This is a genomic window from Microbacterium sp. TPD7012, assembly GCF_003075395.1.
Taxonomy (GTDB): domain Bacteria; phylum Actinomycetota; class Actinomycetes; order Actinomycetales; family Microbacteriaceae; genus Microbacterium.
Genome location: NZ_QDFV01000004.1, coordinates 265,169 through 282,390, shown reverse-complemented (window position 1 = coordinate 282,390; position 17,222 = coordinate 265,169). Strand labels below are relative to the sequence as shown.

Here is a 17,222-nt window from a genome sequence, read left to right as displayed (position 1 = left end):
TGATCCGACGCACGCACAGCGGCGACGGAATATCGAACCTGTCTATTCTGCCATGCCCGATTTCACTTCTGCAAACCCGGGCGTGTCGCGCCTGTCCCGCCGACCCCGGAACGGGGCGGAAACGGGTCCGGAACGGGTCAGATCAGGGAGGAGAGCGGGGCGAGGCATCCCCATGCCTCGCCCCGCTTGGGGAGGACGTTCAGTGCGAGGGGGCACACCGAACGCGAGGATGCCGACGTGAAGGGACGCCGGAATCCTCGATCGAGGGCGCGGCGGAGTACCCGCCGCGCAGGCAGGGAGACGCTCAGGCGCACAGAGTGCGCGCGTCGTACGATGATCCCCAAGATCGCTTATCCCCAGTTTGTTCGCGAAGAACGCGAGTTTCGGGAGCCGAACCCCTTCGGCTGCCCCGACCGCAAGATCCCCAGGCGGTCTCGAACATCATACGGGGTCCGGCGGCCTGGACGCGAGTCCGACAGGCCGAGAATACCGGTGGGATGCGAAAGCGGCGGCCCACCGCCGTGGTGGACCGCCGCTTCAGAGCTCGCGTCGAGTGCTACTCGTTGCCGACAGCCTTGTCCGCGCTGTCGCGGATCTCGTCGATCTTGTCGGCTGCACCGGGGGCGACCTTCTTGGCGAAGTCCGCGACGCCGTCGAGGACCTTGTCGCTGATGTCCTCGGCCTGCTCGCTCTTGACGGCCTCGGCGATCTTGTCCTTGTTCTGCTCGTACAGGTCCTTGCCCTTGTTGACGGCGTCCTCGATACCCATGATCTCCCTCTCAGGTGTGTTGCCGACCGCTTGCGGGCCGACACCACTCATTGTGCCCGCACGCCACCGCAAAAGGGAACCCTCGCGTCGTCGGTTAACGACAGAGGGGCCGGACCCGAAGGCCCGACCCCTCTGCGAGGAAGCAGATGCTTACTTGATGATCTTCGTGACCGTACCGGCGCCGACGGTGCGTCCACCCTCACGGATGGCGAAGCCGAGGCCCTCTTCCATGGCGATCGGCTGGATCAGCTCGACCGTCACGTCCGTGGTGTCGCCGGGCATGACCATCTCGGTGCCCTCGGGCAGCGTGATGACGCCGGTGACGTCGGTGGTGCGGAAGTAGAACTGCGGGCGGTAGTTCGTGTAGAAGGGGTTGTGACGCCCACCCTCGTCCTTGGACAGGATGTACGCGGTGCCCGCGAAGTCGGTGTGCGGCGTGACCGAACCCGGCTTGACGATGACCTGACCGCGCTCGACGTCCTCACGCTTCGTGCCACGGAGCAGGAGACCGCAGTTCTCGCCGGCCCATGCCTCGTCGAGCTGCTTGTGGAACATCTCGATACCCGTGACCGTGGTCTTGACGGTCGGACGGAGTCCGACGATCTCGACCTCGGAGTTGATGGCCAGCGTGCCACGCTCGGCGCGACCCGTGACGACGGTTCCACGACCGGTGATCGTGAAGACGTCCTCGACGGGCATCAGGAACGGCTTGTCCTTGTCGCGCACCGGGTCCGGAACGTGCTCGTCGACGGCCTCCATGAGGTCGAGGATCGACTGCGTCCACTTCTCGTCGCCCTCGAGGGCCTTGAGAGCGGAGACGCGCACGACAGGAGCGTCCTCGGCGAAGCCCTGCGAGGCGAGCAGCTCGGAGACCTCGAGCTCGACGAGCTCCAGGATCTCCTCGTCGTCGACCATGTCGGACTTGTTCAGCGCGACCAGCAGGTACGGCACGCCGACCTGCTTGGCGAGCAGCACGTGCTCACGCGTCTGAGCCATCGGGCCGTCGGTGGCGGCGACCACGAGGATCGCGCCGTCCATCTGAGCCGCACCGGTGATCATGTTCTTGACGTAGTCGGCGTGGCCGGGAGCGTCAACGTGCGCGTAGTGGCGCTTGGGGGTCTCGTACTCGATGTGCGAGATGTTGATGGTGATACCACGCTGGCGCTCTTCCGGCGCCGAGTCGATGGAAGCGAAGTCGCGCTGCACGTTGGTGTCAGACGGGAACTTGTCAGCAAGCACCTTCGAGATCGCTGCGGAGAGCGTGGTCTTGCCGTGGTCAACGTGACCGATGGTTCCGATGTTGACGTGCGGCTTGGTCCGCTCGAACTTGGCCTTAGCCACTGGGTCCTCCTCAGGACGTCGTGTAGAGGTTGCCGGGCACTGGTTTGCGACCGGTTCTCTACGGGTGTGAATCTCAGTTTAGTAGAGAGGGAATGTGAAGTTGTAGGAGACCTGGGAGCCGGGGCTTAACCGGCTCCCAGGAAGATGACTACTCGCCGCCCTGGTGCTTCTGGACGATCTCGTCGGCCACGTTGCGGGGAACCTCAGCGTAGCTGTTGAACTCCATCGAGTAGACGGCGCGACCCGAGGTCTTCGAGCGCAGGTCGCCGATGTAGCCGAACATCTCGGACAGCGGCACGTGTGCACGCACGACCTTGACGCCGGCGGCATCCTCCATCGACTGGATCTGACCACGACGGGAGTTCAGGTCGCCGATGACGTCGCCCATGTACTCCTCGGGCGTGCGGACCTCGACGGCCATCAGCGGCTCGAGCAGCACGGGGCTCGCCCGGCGCAGAGCCTCCTTGAAGCCCATGGAACCGGCGATCTTGAACGCCATCTCCGAGGAGTCGACGTCGTGCGCCGCACCATCGACGATGGTCGCCTTGACACCGACGATCGGGTAGCCCGCGAGGACTCCGACGTTCATGGCGTCCTGGAAACCGGCGTCGATCGAGCCGATGTACTCGCGCGGGATGCGACCACCGGTGACGGCGTTCACGAACTCGTACGTCTTCTCGTCGTCCAGATCGAGGGGCTCGATGTTGAACTGGATCTTGGCGAACTGGCCCGATCCACCCGTCTGCTTCTTGTGGGTGTAGTCGTGCTTCTCGACGGCCTTGCGGATCGTCTCGCGGTACGCCACCTGGGGCTTGCCGACGTTCGCCTCGACGTTGAACTCGCGCTTCATGCGATCCACGAGGATGTCGAGGTGCAGCTCGCCCATGCCCTTGATGGTCGTCTGACCGGTCTCGGGGTTGAGCTCCGTGCGGAAGGTCGGGTCCTCCTCAGCGAGCTTCTGGATGGCGACACCCAGCTTCTCCTGGTCGGCCTTGGTCTTCGGCTCGATGGCGACCTCGATGACGGGCTCGGGGAACGTCATCGACTCGAGGACGACCGGCGAGGCCGGGTCGGTCAGGGTGTCACCGGTGGTGGTGTCCTTCAGACCGATGACCGCGTAGATGTTCCCGGCGGTCACCGAGGCGACGGGGATCTCCTTGTTGGCGTGCATCTGGAAGATCTTGCCGATGCGCTCCTTCTTGCCCTTGGTCGAGTTGACGACCGCGGAGCCGGAGTCGAGGTGACCCGAGTAGACGCGCACGTAGGTGAGGCGACCGAAGAACGGGTGCACGGCGACCTTGAAGGCCAGGGCCGCGAACGGGTCGTTGGCGTCGGGGTGACGCTCGATGATCGTGTCGTAGTCCTTCGGGTCGTGAGCCTCGATCGAACCCACGTCGAGCGGGTTCGGGAGGTAGTCGACGACCGCGTCGAGCATCGGCTGGACGCCGCGGTTCTTGAAGGCCGAGCCGCAGAGGACCGGGTAGATCTCGGAAGCCACGGTGAGCTTGCGGATCGCGCCCTTGATCTCGGCGACCGTGAGCTCCTCGCCGCCGAAGAACTTCTCGAGCAGCGCGTCGTCGGTCTCGGCGACGGTCTCGAGGAGCTGCTGACGGTACTCGTCCGCCTTCTCCTTGAGGTCGGCCGGGATCTCCTGGATCTCGTAGGAGGCACCCATGGTGACGTCACCCTTGGAGTCGCCCGCCCAGACCAGTGCGCGCATCTCGACCAGGTCGACGACGCCGATGAAGTCGTTCTCGGCGCCGATGGGCAGCTGGATGACCAGCGGCTTCGCACCGAGACGGTTGATGATCGTGTCGACCGTGAAGTAGAAGTCGGCGCCGAGCTTGTCCATCTTGTTGACGAAGCAGATGCGCGGGACGTTGTACTTGTCGGCCTGACGCCACACGGTCTCGGACTGGGGCTCGACGCCCTCCTTGCCGTCGAAGACGGCGACGGCACCGTCGAGGACGCGGAGCGAGCGCTCCACCTCGACCGTGAAGTCCACGTGACCGGGGGTGTCGATGATGTTGATCTGGTTCTTGTTCCAGTAGCAGGTCACGGCGGCAGACGTGATCGTGATGCCGCGCTCCTTCTCCTGTTCCATCCAGTCGGTGGTCGAGGCGCCGTCGTGCGTCTCGCCGAGCTTGTGGTTGACGCCCGTGTAGAACAGGATGCGCTCGGTCGTCGTCGTCTTGCCGGCATCGATGTGCGCCATGATGCCGATGTTGCGGACCTTGCTCAGGTCGGTGAGCACGTCTTGTGCCACAGGAGTGTCCTTATCTTTTCGTGCAGTCGTACTGCGCGGAGGGTTTTGACAGGCTCAGGGACGCGGATGGGTCCCTGAGCCTGCCGAAGGTTTACCAGCGGTAGTGAGCGAACGCGCGGTTCGACTCGGCCATCTTGTGCGTGTCCTCACGGCGCTTGACCGCGGCACCGAGGCCGTTCGACGCGTCCAGGATCTCGTTCTGGAGACGCTCGGTCATCGTCTTCTCACGACGACCCTTGGCGTAGCTCACGAGCCAGCGCAGCGCGAGGGTGTTCGCGCGGTGCGGCTTGACCTCGACCGGCACCTGGTAGGTCGAGCCACCGACACGGCGGCTGCGGACCTCGAGGGTGGGGCGCACGTTGTCGAGCGCCTTCTTGAGGGTGGCGACGGCGTCCTGGCCGCCGTTCTTCGCCTCGACGCCGCGGAGGGCGCCGTAGACGATCGACTCGGCGAGCGACTTCTTGCCGTCGACGAGGATCTTGTTCACCAGCGAGGTGACGATCGGAGCGCCGTATACCGGGTCGTTGACGACGGGGCGCTTGGGGGCGGGACCCTTACGAGGCATCTAACTCAACCCTTCTTCGCGCCGTAGCGGGAACGAGCCTGCTTACGGTTCTTGACTGCCTGGGTGTCCAGGGCGCCACGGACGATCTTGTAACGCACACCGGGGAGGTCCTTGACACGACCGCCGCGGACGAGCACCAGCGAGTGCTCCTGCAGGTTGTGACCCTCACCGGGGATGTACGCGGTGACCTCGGTCCCGTTGCGGAGCTTCACACGAGCAACCTTGCGCATCGCCGAGTTCGGCTTCTTCGGGGTGGTGGTGTAGACGCGGGTGCAGACCCCGGCCTGCTGCGGGTTCGACTTCAGGGCGGGCGCCTTGGTCTTGGTGACCTTGGGCGAGCGACCCTTGCGAACCAACTGCTGAATGGTTGGCACGTTCTCTCCTCATAGTGCTGCACGGTGACAGCGTGATGGGTTTCACATCATGACCCACCGGCACGCCGGAACCGGCGGGCTTTGTGGTGTGGTGGGTATGCCGTGGAGGCGGACCGGCAGGTGCCGACGCCCGGTGCGCACGTCAAGACGTGCACACACCTGATCAAGTGTAATGCCGCGTAACCTGACGGTCAAATGAGCGCGACCCCGCGGCTAGGCGCCGTCGGGGTCGAACGGCGAGTCCAGCGACTGGGTCAGCTCGGCCAGCAGCGCCTCGATCTGCGGCTCGACGTGCTGCGAGATGGCGGCTTGGATGTGCAGCCGATGGCGCAGGAGGATGCCGCAGATCTCGCGTCCGACCATGTTGGCGTACTCGTCGGCGAGTGCGACCTCCTGACGCAGCGCGATCTTGGCCTCTTCCGTCAGGGGCGGGAGGGGCGGCAGCTGATCGGCGGCGTCATCGGCGAGCCCGGCGATCGTGAACAGGAAGGGGGCGCCCGGCACCGGCTCCGGATCGAGCGGGAGGCCGTCGAACTCGGGGTCGAGGTCCTCGGACGGCCGATAGCTGCGCGCGCGGTTGCGGGCGGCCTGATCGTCGAGCTCGCGCTGCAGCATCGGGAGATTCCGGGACGTGTAGTCGGCGACCGCGTGATCGACGATCGTCTTCATCCGGGTGGACAGACCGTGCTGCACGCCGTGCGGCGTGTTGGCGCCGATGCCGGCGGCCGACAGGATCGGCGATCCCAGGCAGCGGCGGCAGGGCGCGACGCGTCCGCGATGAGTCGCCGGTTCCCAGCGCGGCACCCAGCGCAACCAGGCCTCGACGGCCTGGTCCACCTGCGTCTCCAATGAGCGCTCCACCCCTCCAGCGTACGGCGCGTCGCGCGGCAGCGCCGCGATTTCCCGCGTCACGGCGGGGCGTCACTCGTCTTCGTCGCCCTCCCAGGGCCAGCGCGGGCGTGCGGAGCGGGTGCGGCGCAGGGCGATGCCGCCCCACGCGGCGATCGCGGCCGCCAGCAGCAGCACCGCGCTCGCTCCCCCGCGGACGAGGTCTCCCGCCACCGCCGTGGCGAGGATGACGTTGCCGACGCCGATGAGCACCGCCGCCCAGACGCCGACGAGATGGGCGAGCCCGGCGACAAGGGCGATCGCGATCGTCGCGACGAAAGACGGATGCTGTCGACGGAGTGTCGACCACAGCGCGACAGCGAAGGCGACGACCGCCGCCAGCATCCCGGTGACGCCGGGGACGGGGCCGAGCCCCGGCACCGCGATGACGTCGGCATCCGTCAGCAGGCTCACCGCGCCCAGTCCGCACACGGCGAGGGCGAAGAAGCCGATGGTGGCGAAGACGAGCGCCAGGACGGCCGAAACCCCCGCGGACTCGGGTCCGCGGGGGTTCGGCGTGGTGGAGTCCGTGATTACCTCGCGAGCGTCGGACCGGCTTCGAGGGTGCGCTCGTACTCGCGCTGCGCCTCGGCGTTGTACTCGGTCTTGCGTGCTCCGCTGCGCGCGACCCAGGCACCGAACCAGATCGTCAGCTCGCGGGCGAACACGAAGGCGGCGATCGCGAGCGGCGCGAGGAGCTGCGAGCCGACGAGATCGAGTCCCTCGGATGCCGTGAGCTTCCAGAACGGGGCCTCGAAGAGCTGGCCGAGGATGTGCCCGGCGTAGGCGATCACACCGACGACGATGCCGAAGACCACCCAGAGGCCCCAGCGTCCGCGGTTGATGATGGCGCCCAGCAGCCAGAAGCCGAGGAAGAACACCACGACCGGCGTCCAGTACCCCCAGGTGAGCAGCGGCGCGACGAGGGCCTCGCCGATGTTCTGTCCGGTCACGTCGCCGGCGATCGCGCCGAAGCCGATCGTGGCGCCGAGGTAGAGGACGGCGAAGGCGACGGTCGCGAGCAGGCCGATCGCACCGGCCGTGCCGCGGTTCCCACGGTCGCGCGGAGGCTCGGGAGCTTGCACGAAGATCGGCTGCGGAGCCTGCGCCGACGCGGCGACCAGCGGCTCCGAGGGGACGATGCGGGTCTCGGTCAGATCTGCGGACGGCGCGTAGGCCGTGTCGGCGACGGCCGTGTCCTCGCGGTCGTAGGACGACACGCGGTCGTACGAGGCGGTGGCGTCGTCGTGCCGCGAGACCGGCGGGACGAACGCTGCGGTCGTATCCGCGTCGGAGTAGTCCGTGGCGCCGGCCGACGTCGATCCGGACTCCGCGGGAGTCGGCGACGAGAACAGGCCGGGGTGCTCGCGCTCCGCTTCCTCGAACGCGGCGAGGTCGGGGTCGACGGGCTTGCTCTCCGTCGAATCGGGCGCGGTTCCGGGAACGTCCGCACCCGCCGCGGCGGCGGCGTCGAGCCCGGCGTTCGCGCTGCCGACGACGTCGTCGACGTCAGCCGGCTTCTCGGGCTTGTGAACCTCAGGGTCGCTCATGGGATGCGCCTCTCATCGGATGTGTGCAGTGCGAGGCTACCGCCGCGCGGGCGGCCGCTCACGGAGGCGTGCCGACGTGTCGGCATACCGCTGGATTCCCGGGTTTCGGTCGGGTTGCCGTCAGGGGAGCGCGCTGCGCAGCGCATCCCCGGCGAACTCGGCGAGGACCGGGAGGATGGGGATCGAGAACCACACGAGGGCGCCGATGATCCCGGCGCACATCACGCCGGCCACCCAGCTCATCGCGAGGTTGCGTCCACCGACCCGTGCCATGTCTCCACGGTAGGCCCGCGCGGGCGGTCGCACCGGCCGCAACGCCGATCAGCGGGCGCCGCGGGACCCACCGACTCAGCCCTTCGTGGCCCCGGCGGTGAGCCCGCCCACGATGTACTTCTGCAGGAAGAGGAACAGGATCATCACCGGGATCGCCGCCATCACGGCGCCCGCCGAGAACGCCGACCAGTCCGCGTAGCGCGGATTCGCGACGAGCTTCGTGAGCCCGACGACGAGCGTCTGCTGCTCGACGTCGACGAGCATCACGCTGGCGATCACGTACTCGTTGACGGTGCCGATGAAGGACAGGAGTCCGACGACCGCGAGGATGGGCGCGACCAGGCGCAGGATGATCGTGAAGAAGATGCGGGCGTGGCCGGCGCCGTCGATGCGGGCCGCCTCGTCGATCTCCTTCGGGATCGTGTTGAAGAAGCCGTACATCAGGTAGGTGTTCACGCCCAGCGCACCGCCGAGGTACACGAGGATGAGCCCGGTGTGCGTGTTCAGACCGATCGCGGGGAACCAGTCCCCCAGCGTCGACATCAGCAGGAAGATCGCCACCACGGCGAGCAGCTGCGGGAACATCTGCACCACGACGATCGTGACCAGTCCGACCCGGCGTCCGGCGAATCGCATGCGCGAGAAGGCATAGGCCGCGCAGGCGCCGATGAACACGGTGACCGCTCCGGTGACGACGGCGACGAGCAGCGTGTTCAGGAACCACAGCCCGTACGGATTCTGCGGATCGCTGAGGATGCGCACATAGCTGTCGATGCCGACGGCGGAGAAGAGCCGATTCGAACCGGTGAGCGTGCCCTTCGGATTCAATGAGGCCGAGACGACGTACAGCAGCGGGAAGAGCGCGAAGGCGCTCACGACGATCGCGACGAGGTGGCGCCATCCGGTGTCGGCGAACCAGGCGCCGAAGCTGCGGCGGCGCGGGGCGATGATCTCGGTGCTCATCAGTTCAGCTCCTCGAGGGCCTTGGTCTTGCGGAAGCTGACGATCGAGATCGTCGCCACCACGATGAAGATGAGGATCGTGAAGGCGGATGCCAGGCCGTAGTCGCGAGCCTGGCCCGTGAACGCCACCTTGTAGACCATCGAGATCAGGATGTCGGTGTGCCCGACCGGGATCGAGACGTCGCTGAAGCGCGGCCCGCCCTTGGTGAGCATGTAGATGAGGTTGAAGTTGTTGAAGTTGAACGCGAACGACGAGATCAGCAGCGGGGCGACCGTCACCAGCAGCAGCGGCAGCTTGATGCGACGGAAGACCTGCCACGGGTTCGCGCCGTCCATGACGGCTGCCTCGTTCACATCCTCGGGGATGCCCTGCAGCGCGCCCATGCAGACGAGGAACATGTAGGGGAAGCCGAGCCACAGGTTCACCAGCAGCACCGAGACCTTCGCCAGGGCCGGGTCGGTGAGCCACGGGATGGATGCTCCGCCGAAGATGACCTGGTTGATGAACCCGAAGCTCTCGTTCATCATGCCGGCCCACACGAGCGCCGAGAGGAACGCGGGGAACGCGTACGGGAGGATCAGGATGATGCGGTAGCCGTTGCGGAACCGCATCCGGGTGTTGTTGAACACCAGGGCGAGGAGCAGCCCCAGGAAGAAGGTGGACGCGACCGAGATCAGGGCGAAGGCGAAGGTCCAGATCGTGACCGAGATGAGCGGACCGCGGATCGACGCGTCGGTGACGGCGCGGACGAAGTTGTCGAAGCCGACCGTCGTCTGCCAGCCGGGCAGGAGCTCCTCCCCCGCGTCGGAGGTGAACGCCCCGGCGCCGGTGTCGGAGTAGACGGTCCCGGTGCGGGTGTCGGTGATCGCGTCGGCGTCCGCGTCGTACTCGAGCGTCGAGACGTAGAGGTAGCCCTTCTGCCCGTCCGGGGCTCGCAGGCTGCCGTCGTTCGGGTCGTCGCTGAACGGGACGGAGAGCTTCTCGAGCTCCTCCGAGAGCGTGAAGACGGTCGCCAGCGGCAGGGTGGTCCAGCCCTCGACCGAGACGGCCTGGCCGCCCTCGAAGTCGGCCTCGACCTCCTGCAGCGGCTGCTCGGCGGTGCCGAGGAGCGCGTCTCCGGTCTCGGGGTCGGTGACCAGCAGCCCGTATCCGCCGAACTGCTCGACGACGGTCACCGGGTACGTGGGCGAGTCCTCGACCCGCTCCTGCGCGGCAGCGAGGAGCGAGGAGATGGCCTGATCCTTGGTGCCGTTGTGACCGGTGCCGTAGTTCGTGAACCCGATGTAGCCCGTGTAGAGGAGCGTGAAGACCTGGAAGACCACCAGGAAGATGATGCCGGGGGTCAGATACTTCGCCGCGATGCGCTTGCGGGAGAAGTAGAGGTAGTTGACGAGGACGGCGACCGCGACGACGATCCCGAGGATCAGCCACTCCTGGTGCGTGAAGAGCACGAACGCCGCGTAGAGCGCGATCGCATCGACGACCGCGAGGAGCAGGATCTTCAGCAGCAGCCAGCCGATCGGGCCGGATGCCGCCTCGGCGATCCTCGCTGCCTGTCGCTGACGCGTGGTGGGCGGAGCCGTGGGCTCGACGGTCTCTGTCATGTCGTCCTCGTCATGATCCTGCCGGGGCGGGCGAAGGACGCCCGCCCCGGCAGAGTCGGTTTCCAGCGGTTACTTGATCGCGGCGGTCACGTCGTCGACGAGCTTCTGCCACGTCGTCGCCGGGTCCTCGCCATTGATGATGGCCGCCTCGGCGACGCCCCAGAACTGCCAGACCGAGCCCATGGCCGGGATGGCCGGCATCGGGACGGCGTCGGCACCGACGGCCTGGAAGCCGGCGATGATCGGATCGGATGCCGCGGAGTCGGCTGCAGCGGTGAGCGCGGGCAGGATGTTGCCGGCCTCGAACAGCGCGAGCTGAACCTCCTCCGTGCCGATGTAGTTCACGAGGAAGTCGTTGGCCGCGACCTTGTTCTTCGACTCGGAGCTCACGAAGAACCCCTTCACACCGGCGAACGGCGAGGCCGTCTCACCCGTGGGGCTGGGAACGGGGTCGATCGCGACGTTGATGCCGGCGTCGACGGCCGCCCCGACGTTCCACGGGCCGGTCAGCCAGAAGGCCGCGGTGCCGTCGAGGAACTGCTGCTTGGCGATCTCGCCGTCGATGTCGGTGTTCAGCGTGCCCGCGGCCCCCTGCGCGGCGAGCCAGTCGGCGAATGCCGTGCCGCCTGCGCTGCCGAGCTGCAGGTCGGTCGGGTCGTAGCTGCCCGACTCGTCGGTGCCGAAGACCGGAGCGCCGAAGGCGGTCTGGAACGGGTAGAGGTGGTACGGGTTGCCCTCGGCGCCCTGCTCCACCACGAACGCGCCCTTGGCGATCATGTCGTCGAAGCTGGTGGCTGCCGCGGGAACGAGGTCGGCGTTGCGCAGCACGGCGATGTTCTCGACCGCGTACGGGAGCATGTAGACGGTGCCGTCATAGGTGGCGGCCTGAAGTGCGACCGGCAGGTAGTCGGCGGAGCTGTCGCCGAGCTCGAGCGGCGCGACGACGCCGTTCGTGGAGAGCTCGCCGAGCCAGTCGTGCGCGCCCATGACGACGTCAGGGCCCTTTCCGGTCGGCACCTGCTGGATGAAGTCGTCCTTCATGTCGTCGACGGACTTGCCGACGAGCTCGACCTTGACGCCGGTCTTCTCCTCGTACGAGTCCGCGGCGCCCTGCAGCGCGTCGACGCGCTCCGCGTCGACCCACACGGTCAGCGCGCTGCCCTTGTCGCCGCCGGACGAGTCGTCGCCGCTGGTCCCCGTGGCGCAGCCGGCGAGCGTCAGAGTCGAAACGATGGCGATCGCGCCCGCGGCGACGATGCCCCTCTTGTTCACCTTCATTGGTGTGTGCCTCTCTCGGTGCTGATGGCCTGCAGTACTGCAAGCGCTTACAGTATGCATCGAGATCGAGTGGATTCACAATGCAAGAAGGCGTTGATATCAACCTGTGACCCGGCCTCGTGGCGGAAGAAGAGATGAAAACGCTTCCACGAGCTCGCACAAACCGCAGTCTCGATACACTTCTCCTATGGCTGACAGTTCCTTTGACATCGTCTCGAAAGTGGATCACCAGGAGGCCGAGAACGCTCTCAACCAGGCCCGCAAGGAGGTCGAGCAGCGCTACGACTTCAAGGGCACCGGGGCATCCATCGCGTGGAGCGGCGAGCAGATCCTCATCATCGCCAACTCCGAGGAGCGCGCGAAGGCCGTGCTCGACGTGTTCCAGTCCAAGCTCATCAAGCGCGGGATCTCTCTGAAGAGCCTCGACGCCGGGGAGCCCTTCGCGAGCGGCAAGGAGTTCCGCATCGTCTCGAGCCTCAAGGACGGCATCTCCTCCGAGAACGCGAAGAAGATCAACAAGATCATCCGCGACGAGGGTCCGAAGGGCGTGAAGAGCCAGATCCAGGGCGACGAGCTGCGCGTGCAGTCCAAGAGCCGTGACGACCTCCAGACCGTGATCAGCCTGCTCAAGGGCTCCGACCTCGAGGTCGACCTGCAGTTCATCAACTACCGCTGACCCTCTCGCCGGGCGCGACGCCCGGGTGCAGCGCGACGAGACGATTCATCGGATGCCGTGGCATCGGATGAATCGTTTCGTCATATCCGGATCGCATACCGATATATCGGAATGCGTGCCTGAGACTGAGAGGGGTCGCTTCTCGATGCGACCCACGACGCGCCAGCCGCGTGACGTACTGTCGTCGAACGGCCCCGCGCTCTCGGAATCGCGGGCCTCCCCCCGTGGGGACGGGGTTCGCGGCGGTTCCGCGCGACCGCGTCGGATGCGGCCGGCGGGCGCTCCGCGTCCGTCGGCCGCAGAGAACTCCGTCAGCGTCCTCGCGAGCCGCCGTGGCGCCCGTGCGTCATGTTCCGTGCGCGAGGACTTATGCGCGTAGTGTGTTGGCATCCTGCGCGATCTGTGATGAGAGGCCCACCCGGGCGCATCACGTAGCAGGAGAAGGAAGAGCAATTGGGGGCGGGGGTCCATGGGCAGCATGGGAACGAAGAACGTGGGCGAGAACAAGCAACTGCTGGCGGAGGAGGTCTTCCAGCACATCGGCCGGCAGATCGTCGAGGGCACACTGGCCCCGGGGCAGCGCATCCGCGATCTCGACGTGGCCGAGCGGATGCACGTCTCCCGGACGCCGGTGCGGGAAGCGCTGCAGCGCCTGGAGCGCCTGGGGATGGTGACGATGTACCCGAGTCGGTACACCGAGGTCACCGAGGTCACGACCGACACCGTGGCACAGTCGCTCGCCTTCGCGGGGTACCAGGCGGGTATCGCCGCCCGCCTCGCCGTCCCGCAGCTCAGCGCCGCGCAGCGCGCGCATGTCGCCGGACTCGTGGAGGCGATGTACGACTCGCTCCATGACAGCACGCTGACCACCGACACACGCTGGGACGTGTTCGCCTACCTCGGCGCGCACAGCCAGAACGCCCAACACTGCACGGTCATCGAGGAGACGACGGTCGCGCTCCTGCGCAATCTCCGTCACTGGACCGTGCCCGTCGACGACCGGGAGCGGATGCTGCAGGTCTACGTCGAGTTCCATGACGCCGTCCTCCGCGGCGACGGGGATGAGGCGGAGCGCCTCACCCGGGCGATGCACTACCTCTGAACGAGCGCTCCGCCGGACGCCTGCCAGCCGGTGACCCAGCGCTCGAGGCGCCGATAGGCGTCTTCCCTCGCCTCGCGCCGTGAGAGGAAGACGTCGTGCAGCGCCCCGTCGATCCGCTCGACGGTCACGGACGATCCGAGGCGCAGGGCCGCGCGCGCGATGTCGTCGACCACCAGCACGGAGTCGGCCGCGGTGAGCTCGTCCGACCAGCGGGTGGGCACGGCCGAACGGGCCGAGAGGAGCACGCACACCGGAACGGGGATCGAGAGTCCCGACGCGACGGTGCGATGGCCGGAGAGGATCGCGTGCAGCCAGCCGGCGTACACCGCCATCGTCTGGGTGGGGCGCCAGAGCGGATTCACCTCCATGGGATCGTCCGGATCGGCGACCTCCTGCTGCGCCCTCGAGTAGAAGCCCAGATCGACCTGAGGGGCCACCTCCCGCGGACGGAGCCGTGCCTGCAGCTCGACCATCGGCGCGATCGCCGCACGCACCGGGGCGATCTGGAACTCCAGCCACGGGCTGTTCAGGATCACCGCGTCCGCGGCATCCGGATGACGCGATGCCCACAGGCTCAGGGTCAGTCCGCCCGTCGAGTGACCGAGGAGCACGAGCCGTCGGCTGTCGCTCCCGTCGATCGCGTGACCCATCGCATCGAGCGCTGCAGCGATGTCCTCGTCGTAGGTCGCGAGATCGGCGACGTAGCCCGGCGTCTGGCCGTCGCGGAGACTGCGACCGTACTTGCGCAGGTCGAGCGCGAAGAAGCGCGCTCCCCTCGCCGTCCAGAACCGGGCGAGGCGCTTCTGGAAGAAGTAGTCGGACCACCCGTGCACATACAGCACGTCGACGTCATCCAGCAGGGGGCGCCTCCCCCGCAGCCGATCCCACCACCCCTGCGCGGGCGGCAGCGCCCGCACGAGAGTCGCCACGACCGGTCCCTGGTCGTCGTCGCCGAGCTCGAGGGTGAGCTGCTCGAACTCCTCGCCGAGAACGTCTGCGATCCAGTCGGCCATGCGCTCCACCCCCTGCGGCCAGGCTAGCCGAGGACGCTACTGCGGCGCCGGACGCCCGACCGTGAAGTTCTGCACGACGTGCTCGGCGACCTTCGTCAGGTCGGAGATCCCGGAGCCCTCGAAGGTGGTGAGGCGGATCCAATCGGAACCGACGCGCACATCGAGGACGGGGCGATCGAACTCGTCGACGCCGCGGAGCGCGGCATCCGCTCCCTCGATCTCGACGGCCGTGCCGCCCTCGATCAGCTCGAAGGCCCACGCGCCGCCGGGGAGCGTGGTGATCGTCAGGTATCCCTGCGACTCGTACTCGCTCTCGCCGGAGGCGTAGTAGCAGATGCGCGAGCCGTTGACGGCCTGGTAGACCTCCGACGGGATGCCCCAGCCCCCGAAGGAGTCGATGAGGAACACCTCTGTGCCGAGTTCCTCGGCGAGTTCGTCCTTGGTCAGGAACTGCGCGCACTCCACGCCGACGATGTCGCTGGGGGCGAGCTCGACATCCTTGCTCGTCGCGACGGCCGCGGCGGCGATGCGGCGAAGGCCCTCGTCGATGCGCGCGGCATCGCCGGAGCCGACCTCCGGCTCCATCATCTGAGCGGAGACGAGCACGTCTCCGTCGAGCACCTGGAAGACGCAGATCCCGTTGTCCTCGCAGCGCGACTCCTCGCCCCACCATCCGCCACGGGACTCCGCACCCGTGATCACGGTCTGCGCCCGGGGAACGACCGTGACCTCCCAGCTGCGCGAGTCGTCTCCCGTCGAGCAGGCGATGCCGCCGGCGCGCTGGAACGCGTACAGCGCGGGTCCGGGGTACCAGTTGGGCATCGAGACGCGCGAGAGGGTCTCCTCCACCGCCCCCGCCGGCGCGCCGACGAGAGCGGACATCTCCGCCGCGACGTCGTCGCACGTCACGTCGAACGCGGGCGTCGGCGCGACGATCGGATCCGAGGTCGGCGTCGGTGTCGGGCTGGGCGACGGGTCCACGGATGCCGTGGGAGTAGGCTCCGGCGTCGGTGCACATCCCGACACGAGGAGCAGCGCCACCGCGCCGAGGATGAGGAGAGGTCGCCGTCGCATGCTCTCAGCCTAGGAGGACAGCCCCGACACGAGGGGATCGGCTCGCAACGATCGGATGACGGTGCTACTCGCCGCGCGAGACCCGCACCATCTCGTCGCGCGGGACGACCTTCACGCGAGCGCGCTCGTGCGGTGCGCCGAGACCGATCTCGTGCTCGTCCAGGCGGTGCCATCCCTCGAGGTCGGTCCACTTCACGCCGCGCTCCTGCAGGAGAGCGGGGATCGACTCCTCCGAGGGGTCCTCCGGCTGCCACCACGACCCCTGGTCGTTGATGATATGCCGGACGGTCTCCATGGCGTCGGACTTGGTGTGACCGATCAGGCCGACCGGTCCGCGCTTGATCCAGCCCGTCGCGTAGATGCCGGGCACGCGCTGGTTGGAGTCCTTCGCGAGCACCTGCCCCTCGCGGTTCGGGATCACGCCGTGCTTCTTGTCGAACGGCACTCCGGGCAGCGGCGAGCCGAAGTAGCCGATCGCGCGGTACAGCGCCTGGATCGGGACCTCGCGCAGCTCACCGGTGCCGACCGCGCCGCCCTCGCCGTCCGGCTGGGTGCGCTCGTACACGAGCGCCGCCACGCGGCCGCTCTCGTCCTTGCGGACCTCGACGGGCCGCGCCCAGAAGTGCAGGTGCAGGCGTCGCGATGCGGTGCCGCCCGCGTTGTTCACCGAGTCGCGCTTGCGCCACGACTGCAGGACGCGGTCGATGACCATGACCTGCTTGTTGCTGGCGACCGCCTCCTTGGAGGCGTCGTCGTAGTCGAAGTCCTCGTCGTAGACGACCATGTCGACGTCGCGGAGCTCGCCGAGCTCGCGCAGCTCCAGCGGCGTGAACTTCACCTGCGCGGGGCCGCGGCGCCCGAACACGTGCACGTCGGTGACCGCGCTCGCCTGCAGGCCCTCGTAGACGTTCGCCGGGACCTCGGTGACGAGCAGATCCTCGGCATGCTTGGCCAGCATCCGCGCGACGTCGAGCGCCACGTTGCCGTTGCCGATCACGGCGACCGATTCGGCATCCAGCGGCCACTCGCGCGGCACGTCGGGGTGGCCGTCGAACCAGCTGACGTAGTCGGCGGCGCCGTAGGAGGCGACGGCGTCGACACCGGGGATGTCCATCGACGTGTCCCGGATGGCGCCGGTCGCGAAGATCACGGCGTTGTAGTGGTGCTTGAGGTCTTCGAGCGTGATGTCCTCGCCGAAGCGGACGTTCCCGAACAGGCGGATGTCGCCGCGGTCGAGCACATCGCGGAGGGCCGTGATGATGCCCTTGATGCGGGGGTGATCGGGGGCGACGCCGTAGCGGACGAGGCCGTAGGGCGCCGGAAGCTGCTCGAACAGGTCGATGGAGACGTCGAACTTGCGCTCGGCCTTCAGCAGGATGTCCGCGGCGTAGATGCCTGCGGGGCCCGCACCGACGATGGCCAGTCTGAGCTTGGTCATAGGAGGTCCTTTCGTGTGCCGTCGCGCCCGTCGTGCGACCGCGTGGGT

The 17,222-nt window shown here is 67.5% G+C and carries 17 protein-coding genes; 2 read left to right on the top strand and 15 right to left on the bottom strand.

Annotation, left to right across the window (positions count from 1 at the left end; all coding sequences use genetic code 11):
- Window positions 1-556: 556 nt before the first annotated feature.
- The 12 genes from DC434_RS12770 to DC434_RS12720 form a co-directional block, all read right to left on the bottom strand.
- Window positions 557-769 carry a hypothetical protein gene (locus DC434_RS12770; RefSeq protein WP_116635679.1) on the bottom strand — a complete coding sequence of 71 codons (213 nt, stop codon included), beginning with the start codon at window positions 767-769 and terminating at the stop codon, window positions 557-559.
- Window positions 770-919: 150 nt separating this feature from the next.
- Window positions 920-2,110: an elongation factor Tu gene (tuf, locus tag DC434_RS12765; protein ID WP_116635678.1), complete on the bottom strand. Its 1,191-nt coding sequence runs from the start codon at window positions 2,108-2,110 to the stop codon at window positions 920-922.
- Window positions 2,111-2,258: 148 nt separating this feature from the next.
- Window positions 2,259-4,376: an elongation factor G gene (gene fusA, locus DC434_RS12760; RefSeq protein ID WP_116635677.1), complete on the bottom strand. Its 2,118-nt coding sequence runs from the start codon at window positions 4,374-4,376 to the stop codon at window positions 2,259-2,261.
- Window positions 4,377-4,467: 91 nt separating this feature from the next.
- The gene (rpsG, locus tag DC434_RS12755; protein ID WP_116635676.1) at window positions 4,468-4,941 is read right to left on the bottom strand and encodes a 30S ribosomal protein S7; all 474 of its coding nucleotides are present in this window, start codon (window positions 4,939-4,941) and stop codon (window positions 4,468-4,470) included.
- Between the two features lie 5 nt (window positions 4,942-4,946).
- Window positions 4,947-5,315: a 30S ribosomal protein S12 gene (rpsL, locus tag DC434_RS12750; RefSeq protein WP_017201609.1), complete on the bottom strand. Its 369-nt coding sequence runs from the start codon at window positions 5,313-5,315 to the stop codon at window positions 4,947-4,949.
- Window positions 5,316-5,528: 213 nt separating this feature from the next.
- Window positions 5,529-6,176 (bottom strand): spermidine/putrescine ABC transporter substrate-binding protein, encoded by a 648-nt coding sequence (locus DC434_RS12745; RefSeq protein WP_207769970.1) that lies wholly within the window; start codon window positions 6,174-6,176, stop codon window positions 5,529-5,531.
- A gap of 60 nt (window positions 6,177-6,236) precedes the next feature.
- On the bottom strand, window positions 6,237-6,617 hold the full coding sequence (locus tag DC434_RS12740) for a hypothetical protein (RefSeq protein WP_243408921.1): 381 nt from the start codon (window positions 6,615-6,617) through the stop codon (window positions 6,237-6,239).
- 119 nt (window positions 6,618-6,736) lie between these two features.
- Window positions 6,737-7,753, bottom strand: coding sequence for an ABC transporter (locus DC434_RS12735; protein ID WP_116635673.1), 1,017 nt, complete (start codon window positions 7,751-7,753; stop codon window positions 6,737-6,739).
- A 120-nt stretch (window positions 7,754-7,873) separates the two neighbouring features.
- A complete protein-coding gene (locus DC434_RS20145; RefSeq protein ID WP_165808066.1) occupies window positions 7,874-8,026 on the bottom strand; it encodes a hypothetical protein in 153 nt (50 codons plus the stop codon).
- Between the two features lie 75 nt (window positions 8,027-8,101).
- Complete coding sequence (locus tag DC434_RS12730; protein ID WP_116635672.1) at window positions 8,102-8,989, bottom strand: sugar ABC transporter permease; 888 nt, start codon at window positions 8,987-8,989, stop codon at window positions 8,102-8,104.
- Window positions 8,989-10,593, bottom strand: coding sequence for an ABC transporter permease subunit (locus DC434_RS12725; protein WP_116635671.1), 1,605 nt, complete (start codon window positions 10,591-10,593; stop codon window positions 8,989-8,991). The genes DC434_RS12730 and DC434_RS12725 overlap by 1 nt, the downstream gene beginning before the upstream one ends.
- Before the next feature lie 69 nt (window positions 10,594-10,662).
- The gene (locus tag DC434_RS12720) at window positions 10,663-11,871 is read right to left on the bottom strand and encodes a maltose ABC transporter substrate-binding protein (protein ID WP_116635670.1); all 1,209 of its coding nucleotides are present in this window, start codon (window positions 11,869-11,871) and stop codon (window positions 10,663-10,665) included.
- A gap of 187 nt (window positions 11,872-12,058) precedes the next feature.
- Between DC434_RS12720 and DC434_RS12715 the strand changes: the two genes are divergently transcribed.
- Window positions 12,059-12,547 (top strand): YajQ family cyclic di-GMP-binding protein, encoded by a 489-nt coding sequence (locus DC434_RS12715; protein ID WP_116635669.1) that lies wholly within the window; start codon window positions 12,059-12,061, stop codon window positions 12,545-12,547.
- Window positions 12,548-13,025: 478 nt separating this feature from the next.
- On the top strand, window positions 13,026-13,649 hold the full coding sequence (locus DC434_RS12710; protein ID WP_243408920.1) for a GntR family transcriptional regulator: 624 nt from the start codon (window positions 13,026-13,028) through the stop codon (window positions 13,647-13,649).
- Here DC434_RS12710 and DC434_RS12705 read toward each other — a convergent pair.
- The 3 genes from DC434_RS12705 to DC434_RS12695 all read right to left on the bottom strand — a co-directional run bounded on the left by DC434_RS12705 (window position 13,640) and on the right by DC434_RS12695 (window position 17,174).
- Window positions 13,640-14,662 carry an alpha/beta hydrolase gene (locus tag DC434_RS12705; RefSeq protein WP_116635667.1) on the bottom strand — a complete coding sequence of 341 codons (1,023 nt, stop codon included), beginning with the start codon at window positions 14,660-14,662 and terminating at the stop codon, window positions 13,640-13,642. The two genes, DC434_RS12710 and DC434_RS12705, sit on opposite strands and share 10 nt — an antisense overlap.
- A gap of 36 nt (window positions 14,663-14,698) precedes the next feature.
- A complete protein-coding gene (locus DC434_RS12700) occupies window positions 14,699-15,736 on the bottom strand; it encodes a hypothetical protein (protein ID WP_116635666.1) in 1,038 nt (345 codons plus the stop codon).
- Window positions 15,737-15,800: 64 nt separating this feature from the next.
- Window positions 15,801-17,174, bottom strand: a complete 1,374-nt coding sequence (locus tag DC434_RS12695; RefSeq protein ID WP_116635665.1) for an FAD-dependent oxidoreductase — start codon at window positions 17,172-17,174, stop codon at window positions 15,801-15,803.
- Between the last annotated feature and the right edge of the window lie 48 nt (window positions 17,175-17,222).

Excerpts from the sequence above, each read along its gene's own strand:
- DC434_RS12730 (WP_116635672.1), bottom strand. The coding sequence starts at position 8,989 with ATGAGCACCGAGATCATCGCCCCGCGCCGCCGCAGCTTCGGCGCCTGG.
- DC434_RS12720 (WP_116635670.1), bottom strand. The coding sequence starts at position 11,871 with ATGAAGGTGAACAAGAGGGGCATCGTCGCCGCGGGCGCGATCGCCATC.
- DC434_RS12710 (WP_243408920.1), top strand. The coding sequence starts at position 13,026 with ATGGGAACGAAGAACGTGGGCGAGAACAAGCAACTGCTGGCGGAGGAG.
- DC434_RS12700 (WP_116635666.1), bottom strand. The coding sequence starts at position 15,736 with ATGCGACGGCGACCTCTCCTCATCCTCGGCGCGGTGGCGCTGCTCCTC.
- DC434_RS12715 (WP_116635669.1), top strand. The coding sequence starts at position 12,059 with ATGGCTGACAGTTCCTTTGACATCGTCTCGAAAGTGGATCACCAGGAG.
- rpsG (WP_116635676.1), bottom strand. The coding sequence starts at position 4,941 with ATGCCTCGTAAGGGTCCCGCCCCCAAGCGCCCCGTCGTCAACGACCCG.
- DC434_RS12770 (WP_116635679.1), bottom strand. The coding sequence starts at position 769 with ATGGGTATCGAGGACGCCGTCAACAAGGGCAAGGACCTGTACGAGCAG.
- DC434_RS12735 (WP_116635673.1), bottom strand. The coding sequence starts at position 7,753 with ATGAGCGACCCTGAGGTTCACAAGCCCGAGAAGCCGGCTGACGTCGAC.
- DC434_RS12705 (WP_116635667.1), bottom strand. The coding sequence starts at position 14,662 with ATGGCCGACTGGATCGCAGACGTTCTCGGCGAGGAGTTCGAGCAGCTC.
- DC434_RS12695 (WP_116635665.1), bottom strand. The coding sequence starts at position 17,174 with ATGACCAAGCTCAGACTGGCCATCGTCGGTGCGGGCCCCGCAGGCATC.
- DC434_RS20145 (WP_165808066.1), bottom strand. The coding sequence starts at position 8,026 with ATGGCACGGGTCGGTGGACGCAACCTCGCGATGAGCTGGGTGGCCGGC.
- DC434_RS12725 (WP_116635671.1), bottom strand. The coding sequence starts at position 10,593 with ATGACAGAGACCGTCGAGCCCACGGCTCCGCCCACCACGCGTCAGCGA.